Origin of the sequence: uncultured Aquincola sp. (assembly GCF_964001545.1) — a bacterium.
In the GTDB taxonomy this organism is placed as follows: Bacteria; Pseudomonadota; Gammaproteobacteria; order Burkholderiales; family Burkholderiaceae_C; genus Aquincola.
In genome coordinates, this window is sequence record NZ_CAXFDV010000146.1 from 1 (window position 1) to 7,150 (window position 7,150).

At 69.0% G+C, this 7,150-nt stretch carries 7 protein-coding genes and 1 pseudogene; 6 read left to right on the forward strand and 2 right to left on the reverse strand.

The window, feature by feature from the left end; translation table 11 throughout:
• A partial coding sequence (locus tag ABNT58_RS04975) for an SET domain-containing protein-lysine N-methyltransferase (RefSeq protein ID WP_348752410.1) occupies positions 1–175 on the forward strand: 175 nt, incomplete at its 5' end.
• A 15-nt stretch (positions 176–190) separates the two neighbouring features.
• Here ABNT58_RS04975 and ABNT58_RS04980 read toward each other — a convergent pair.
• Both ABNT58_RS04980 and ABNT58_RS04985 read right to left on the reverse strand, forming a co-directional pair.
• Positions 191–1,261, reverse strand: coding sequence for a tartrate dehydrogenase (locus ABNT58_RS04980; protein ID WP_348752404.1), 1,071 nt, complete (start codon positions 1,259–1,261; stop codon positions 191–193).
• A gap of 4 nt (positions 1,262–1,265) precedes the next feature.
• Positions 1,266–2,168 (reverse strand): alpha/beta hydrolase, encoded by a 903-nt coding sequence (locus ABNT58_RS04985; protein WP_348752405.1) that lies wholly within the window; start codon positions 2,166–2,168, stop codon positions 1,266–1,268.
• Positions 2,169–2,300: 132 nt separating this feature from the next.
• Between ABNT58_RS04985 and dapC the strand changes: the two genes are divergently transcribed.
• The 5 genes and pseudogenes from dapC to ABNT58_RS05010 all read left to right on the forward strand — a co-directional run.
• Positions 2,301–3,500 (forward strand): succinyldiaminopimelate transaminase, encoded by a 1,200-nt coding sequence (gene dapC, locus ABNT58_RS04990; RefSeq protein WP_348752406.1) that lies wholly within the window; start codon positions 2,301–2,303, stop codon positions 3,498–3,500.
• 8 nt (positions 3,501–3,508) lie between these two features.
• Positions 3,509–4,330: a 2,3,4,5-tetrahydropyridine-2,6-dicarboxylate N-succinyltransferase gene (dapD, locus tag ABNT58_RS04995; protein ID WP_348752407.1), complete on the forward strand. Its 822-nt coding sequence runs from the start codon at positions 3,509–3,511 to the stop codon at positions 4,328–4,330.
• A 19-nt stretch (positions 4,331–4,349) separates the two neighbouring features.
• The gene (locus ABNT58_RS05000; RefSeq protein WP_348752408.1) at positions 4,350–5,591 is read left to right on the forward strand and encodes a PilT/PilU family type 4a pilus ATPase; all 1,242 of its coding nucleotides are present in this window, start codon (positions 4,350–4,352) and stop codon (positions 5,589–5,591) included.
• Positions 5,591–6,736, forward strand: a complete 1,146-nt coding sequence (gene dapE / locus ABNT58_RS05005) for a succinyl-diaminopimelate desuccinylase (protein ID WP_348752409.1) — start codon at positions 5,591–5,593, stop codon at positions 6,734–6,736. Before ABNT58_RS05000 ends, dapE begins: the two co-directional genes overlap by 1 nt.
• Positions 6,733–7,150 (forward strand): annotated as a pseudogene (locus tag ABNT58_RS05010) (50S ribosomal protein L3 N(5)-glutamine methyltransferase); the annotation flags it as partial. The gene dapE and the pseudogene ABNT58_RS05010, both read left to right, overlap by 4 nt.

Genomic DNA, 7,150 nt, shown 5'->3' on the forward strand with positions numbered 1-7,150 from the left:
CAACCACTCGTGCCAGCCCAACGCGCGGCTGGTCATCCGCGACGGCCGCATCGAGTTCTACGCCATCCAACCCATCGCCGTGGGCGACGAGGTGACGGTGAACTACGGCGAGACGCACCATGAAGGCAAGCTGGAATGCCGCTGCGGTGCGCCGGGGTGCGTGGGGCGGTTGTAGCCGCCCCGCTCGACCTCAGCCTTTGGCGACCGCCTCCGCAATCGCCTTGCCCACGTCGGCCGTGGTGGCCTTGCCACCCAGGTCGGGCGTGCGGGGGCCGTCCTGCAGCACGTCTTCGATGGCCTTGAGCACCGCGGCGCCGGCTTCCGCGTGGCCCAGGTGCTCCAGCATCATCGAGCCGGCCCAGATCTGGCCGATCGGGTTGGCGATGCCCTTGCCATAGATGTCGGGCGCAGAGCCGTGCACCGGCTCGAACAGCGACGGGAACTTGCGCTCGGGGTTGAGGTTGGCCGAAGGCGCGATGCCGATGGTGCCGGTGCAGGCCGGGCCCAGGTCGGACAGGATGTCGCCGAACAGGTTGCTGGCCACCACCACGTCGAACCAGTCGGGGTGCTGCACGAAGTGCGCGGTCAGGATGTCGATGTGGAACTTGTCGGTGCGCACCTCGGGGTAGGCCTTGGCCAGCTCGGCGAAGCGCTCGTCCCAGTAGGGCATCGAGATGGAGATGCCGTTGCTCTTGGTGGCCGAGGTGAGGTGGCGCTTGGGCCGCTTCATCGCCAGCTCGAAGGCGAACTTCATGATGCGCTCGGTGCCGTGGCGGCTGAACACGCTTTCCTGCAGCACGATCTCGCGCTCGGTGCCTTCGAACATCTTGCCGCCGACGCTGGAGTACTCGCCCTCGGTGTTCTCGCGCACGATGTAGAAATCGATGTCGCCCACCTGGCGGCCGGCCAGCGGGCTCTTGACGCCCGGCATCAGCCGCGCGGGCCGCAGGTTCACGTACTGGTCGAACTCACGGCGGAACAGCAGCAGCGAGCCCCACAACGACACATGGTCGGGCACCGTGGCCGGCCAGCCCACCGCGCCGAAGAAGATGGCGTCGTGGCCGCCGATCTGCGCCTTCCAGTCGGCGGGCATCATCGCGCCCTCCTTCAGGTAGCGCTCGCAGCTCCAGTCAAAGCTATCCCACTGCCACTTCAGGTTGAAGCGGGTGGCCACGGCGTCCAGCACGCGCAGGCCTTCGGGCATCACTTCCTGGCCGATGCCGTCGCCGGCGATGACGGCGATGCGATGGGTGTTGCTCATGGGTTCACTCTCCTTGATGGGGGCTTTGCAGGAAGGGCAGCACGCGGTCCAGCAGCTGCTCGGGCGCCTCTTCGGCGATGTAGTGGCCGCAGGGCAGCGCACTGCCCTGCACGTCGTCGGCCACCCGCTGCCACTCGGCCAGCGGGTTGAAACAGCGTTGCACCACGCCCTGCGTGCCCCACAGCGCCAGCACCGGCATGGGCAGGCGGCGGCCGGCCTCACGGTCGGCGCGGTCGTGCTGCAGGTCGATGCCGGCGGCGGCGCGGTAGTCCTCGCACATCGCGTGGGCGGCGCCGGGCAGCGCGATACAGCGTTCGTAGTCGGCCCAGGCCTCGGGTGCAAACGGCGACAGGCCGGCGCTGCGGCGGCCCATCACGTCGTGCAGGTAGGCGCTCGGGTCGGCCTCGATCAGGCGTTCGGGCAGCGGCGAAGGCTGGATGAGGAAGAACCAGTGCCAGTAGGCGCGGGCAAAGGCCTCGTTGGTCTGTTCGTACATGGCCAGCGTGGGCGCGATGTCCAGCACCACCAGGCGCTGCACCGCCTGCGCATGGTCGGCAGCCAGCCGGTGGGCCACGCGGGCGCCGCGGTCGTGCGCCAGCACCTGGAAGCGTGCATGGCCCAGCTGCTGCATCACCGACAGCATGTCGGCGGCCATGGTGCGCTTGGCATACAGCGCATGGTCGGCATCGCCTGCGGGCTTGGAGGAGTCGCCATAACCGCGCAGGTCGGGCAGCACCAGCGTGAAGTGCCGCGCCAGCACCGGCGCCACCTTGTGCCAGATGGCCTTGGTTTGCGGATGGCCGTGCAGCAACAGCAAAGGCGGGCCGTCACCGCCGGTGAGGCAGGCGATCTGCACGCCGGGCGCGGTGGTCAAGAGGTGCGACGTATAGCCGGGGTACAGGCTCATGGCGGCTTTCCTGCTGCTGCGAAGGAGCTGCGACTGTAGGCGCAGCCTGCCGCCTCATTCGTTCCACCGGTGCACTTCATTCCGTCGCCACCGGCACCCATGGGGCGATGGGCCCTTCGCGATAATCGCCCGATGAATCCTCTGCTGCACCGCCTGCAGCCGTATCCGTTCGAGCGGCTGCGGCAACTCACCCGCGACATCACGCCCAACCCGGCGCTGCGCCCCATCAGCCTGGGCCTGGGCGAGCCGCGGCACCCCACGCCCGCGCTGATCGAGCACGCGCTGACCTCGTCGCTCAAGGGCTTGTCGAGCTACCCGGCCACCGCGGGCGACCCCCTGCTGCGCGAGGCGGCAGCTGGCTGGCTGCAGCGCCGTTATGGCGTGACCGTGGATGCAGCCACGCAGGTGCTGCCGGTCAATGGCTCGCGCGAGGCGCTGTTCTCGCTGGCGCAATCGGTGATCGACCCCACGCGGCCGGGCGCCACGGTGGTGTGCCCCAATCCGTTCTATCAGATCTACGAGGGCGCGGCGCTGTTGTCGGGCGCCGAGGTGGCCTTTGCCAACAGCGACCCGGCGCGCAACTTCGCGCCCGACTGGTCGCAGATCGACGAGGCCACCTGGGCCCGCACGCAGCTGGTGTACGTCTGCTCGCCGGGCAACCCCACCGGCGCGGTGATGCCGCTGGACGAATGGCGCACGCTGTTCGAGCTGTCGGACCGGCACGGCTTCGTCATCGCCAGCGACGAGTGTTACTCCGAGATCTACTTCCGCGACGAGCCGCCGCTGGGCGGGCTGCAGGCCGCCAAGGCGCTGGGCCGCGACGACTTCCGCCGCCTGGTGATGCTGACCAGCCTGAGCAAGCGCAGCAACGTGCCGGGCATGCGCTCGGGCTTCGTGGCCGGCGATGCCGAGGTGATGAAGCAGTTCCTGCTGTACCGCACCTACCACGGCAGCGCGATGAGCCCGGTGGTGCAGTCGGCCAGCATCGCCGCCTGGAACGACGAAGACCACGTGGTGGCCAACCGCGAGCTGTACCGCACCAAGTTTGCCCAGGTGACGCCGGTGCTGCAGCAGGTGATGGACGTGGCCCTGCCCGACGCCAGCTTCTACCTGTGGGCCGGCGTGCCCGCCGCCTTCAACGGCGACGACGTGGCCTTCGCCCGCGGGCTGCTCGCTCAATACAATGTGGCGGTGCTGCCGGGCAGCCTGCTCGCACGCAGCGCGCATGGCAGCAACCCCGGTGCCGGGCGGGTGCGCCTGGCCCTGGTGGCCGAAGTGGCCGAATGCCTCGAGGCGGCGCAACGCATCGCCTCCTACGTCAAGTCCTTGTGAGACCCCCCATGACCGCACAACTGCAATCCACCATCGACCTCGCGTGGGAAGCGCGCGCCGACATCACCGCGCTGAACGCGCCCGAGGTGCGTGAGGCCGTCGAGGAGGTGATCGCCCAGCTGAACACCGGCCGCCTGCGCGTGGCCGAGCGCCAATCGGTGGGCCAATGGACGGTGAACCAGTGGGTCAAGAAGGCCGTGCTGCTGAGCTTCCGCCTGAACGACAACAAGCCCATGCATGCCGGCGAGCTGGCCTTCTTCGACAAGGTGCCCACCAAGTTCGCGCACCTGAGCGAAGAAGAGATGCGCGCCACCGGCGTGCGCGTGGTGCCGCCGGCCGTGGCGCGCCGCGGCAGCTACCTGGCCAAGAACGTGATCCTGATGCCCAGCTACGTGAACATCGGCGCCTATGTCGATGAAGGCACGATGGTGGACACCTGGGCCACCGTGGGCAGCTGCGCGCAGATCGGCAAGAACGTGCACCTGTCGGGCGGCGTGGGCATCGGCGGCGTGCTGGAGCCGCTGCAGGCCAACCCCACCATCATCGAGGACAACTGCTTCATCGGCGCCCGCTCCGAGATCGTCGAGGGCGTGGTGGTGGAAGAGAACTCGGTGATCTCGATGGGCGTGTACATCGGCCAGAGCACCAAGATCTACGACCGCGACACCGGCGAGGTGCACTACGGCCGCGTGCCGGCCGGCTCGGTGGTGGTGAGCGGCAACCTGCCCAGCGCCGATGGCAAGTACAGCCTGTATTGCGCAGTGATCGTCAAGAAGGTGGACGCGCAGACCCGCGCCAAGACCAGCTTGAACGACCTGCTGCGCGCCTGATCGCCAGCGCCCATCCCCGATGAGCGGCGGCAACCTCGAGCGCGTGCTGCGTCTGATGGCCGAGCGATCGGCCTCCGACGCCTACATCTCGGCCAAGACGCCGATCCTCATCAAGGTCAACGGGCAGATGATGCAGCTGTCCGACCAGCCGCTGACGCCGGCCCAGCCGCGCCAGCTGCTGGCCGAGATGCTGAACGAAGAGCAGCTGGCCGAGCTGGACAGCACCAGCGAACTCAACGTGGCGGTGGGCGTGCCGGGCGTCGGCAGCTTCCGGCTGTCGGCCTTCAAGCAGCGCGGCTCCGTCGCGGCGGTGTTCCGCTGCATCCCTTTTCACATTCCACCGCTGGACACGCTGGGCGTGCCCGATGCGCTGTCGCAGATCGTGCTGGAAAAGCGCGGCCTGATCCTGATGGTGGGCGCCACCGGCAGCGGCAAGAGCACCACACTGGCCTCGATGCTGGAGCTGCGCAACCAGCAGCTCAGCGGCCACATCCTCACCATCGAAGACCCGATCGAGTTTCTGTTCAACAACAAGAAATCGATCATCAACCAGCGCGAGATCGGCCGCGACACCCAAAGCCTGCATGTGGCCCTGCGCAATGCGCTGCGGCAGGCGCCCGACTGCATCCTGATCGGCGAGATCCGCGACCGCGAGACGATGTCGCTGGCACTGTCGTATTCGCTGTCGGGTCACCTGGTGCTGGCCACGCTGCACGCCAACAACAGCTACCACGCGCTGGGCCGCATCCTGTCGATGTACACGCCCGAGTCGCGCGGCCCGCTGCTGGCCGACCTGGCCGCCGGCCTGCGGGCGGTGGTGTCGCAGCGGCTGCTGCGCGCCACCTCCGGCGGCCGCGTGCCGGCGGTCGAGGTGATGCTCAACACCCAGCTGGTGAGCGAGCTGATCGAAAAAGGCGACATGCACGGCGTGAAGGAGGCGATGGAAAAGTCGCTGGCCGAAGGCTCACAAACCTTCGAGCAGGACCTGGCGCGCCTGGTGGGCCAGGGCAGCATCACCCGCGACGAAGCCCTGGCCAACGCCGATTCGCCGACCAACCTGCTGTGGCGGCTGCAGAACGCGGCGGCGCAGGCCGCCCGGCCGGTGGCGCGCGCCGAAGAGTCCGACGTGGCCGTGTACACCGAAGTCACCATCGACGTGCCCGCGCCCGGCAGCGCCACCTTGCTGGCGCCTGCGCCTGCCGCGCCCTTCGGCGGCACCGCCCCGCCGCCCTCCACCTTTCCCACCCTGCCCCGTTCCTGATGACTGCCGCCCTGCACCTGGCCGAAGCGCTGATCGCCCGCAACTCCACCACGCCCGAAGACGCGGGCTGCCAGGCGCTGATCGCCAGCCGGCTGCAGGCCATCGGCTTTGCCTGCGAAACCATCGACAGCGGGCCGGCGAACTTCCGCGTCACCAACCTGTGGGCCAAGCGCAGCGGCGCCCGCCCCGGGCCCACGCTGGTGCTGGCCGGCCACACCGACGTGGTGCCCACCGGCCCGCTGGACCAGTGGCACAGCGACCCCTTCACGCCCACCCACCGTGACGGCAAGCTCTATGGCCGCGGCGCGGCCGACATGAAAAGCAGCATCGCCGCGATGGTGGTGGCGGCCGAAGAATTCGTGGCCGCGCAGCCCGCGCATGCCGGCGCCATCGCCTTCCTGCTGACCAGCGACGAAGAAGGCCCGGCACTCGACGGCACGGTGAAGGTGGTCGACCTGCTGGCCCAGCGCGGCGACAAGCTGGACATGTGCGTGGTGGGTGAGCCCACCAGCGTCAGCGCGCTGGGCGACATGGTCAAGAACGGCCGCCGCGGTTCGCTGTCGGGCAAGCTGCGCGTGATCGGCGTGCAAGGCCACATCGCCTACCCGCAGCTGGCGCGCAACCCCATCCACCAGGCCGCGCCGGCGCTGGCCGAACTGGCCGCGATGGTGTGGGACAGCGGCAATGCCTACTTCCCGCCCACCAGCTGGCAGGTGTCCAACATCCACGGCGGCACCGGGGCCAGCAACGTGATCCCGGGCGAGGTGGTGATCGACTTCAACTTCCGCTTCAGCACCGAATCGACGCCCGAGGCGCTCAAGGCCCGCGTGGCGGCGGTGCTGGACAGGCACGGGCTGGAATACAGCATCGACTGGACGCTGGGCGGCGAGCCTTTCCTCACGCCGGTGGGCACGCTCACCGAAGCGCTGGGCGCGGCCATCCACGACGAAACCGGCCTCACCACCGAGCTGTCCACCACCGGCGGCACGTCCGACGGCCGCTTCATCGCCAAGCACTGCCCGCAGGTGATGGAGTTCGGCCCCATCAACGCCAGCATCCACAAGATCGACGAGCACGTGATCGCCGCCGACGTGGAACGGCTGAAGAACATCTACCGCCGGCTGCTGGAAAAGGTGCTGGCATGAGTGACGACATCTTGACGGTCGTCGCCGCCATCGAAGCCGCGGCGGCGCGGCTGGACGCGGCCGGCGTGAGCTACGGCCACGGCACCACCAACGCCTTCGACGAAGCCGCCTGGCTGGTGCTGTGGCGCCTGGGCCAGCCGCTGGATGCGCTGGACGAGGTGGCCGAGCGACCGCTGAGCGCCGACGAGCAGACCGCCATCGACGCCTTGATCGAGCAGCGCATCAGCACCCGCAGCCCCGCCGCCTACCTGACGCAGGAAGCCTGGCTGCAGGGCGTGAGCTTCCATGTCGACGAACGCGTGATCGTGCCGCGCTCCTTGATCGCCGAGCCGCTGGCCGACGGCACGCTGGACGCCTGGCTGGGCGAAAACACCCGCCAGGTGCTGGACCTGTGCACCGGCAACGGCAGCCTGG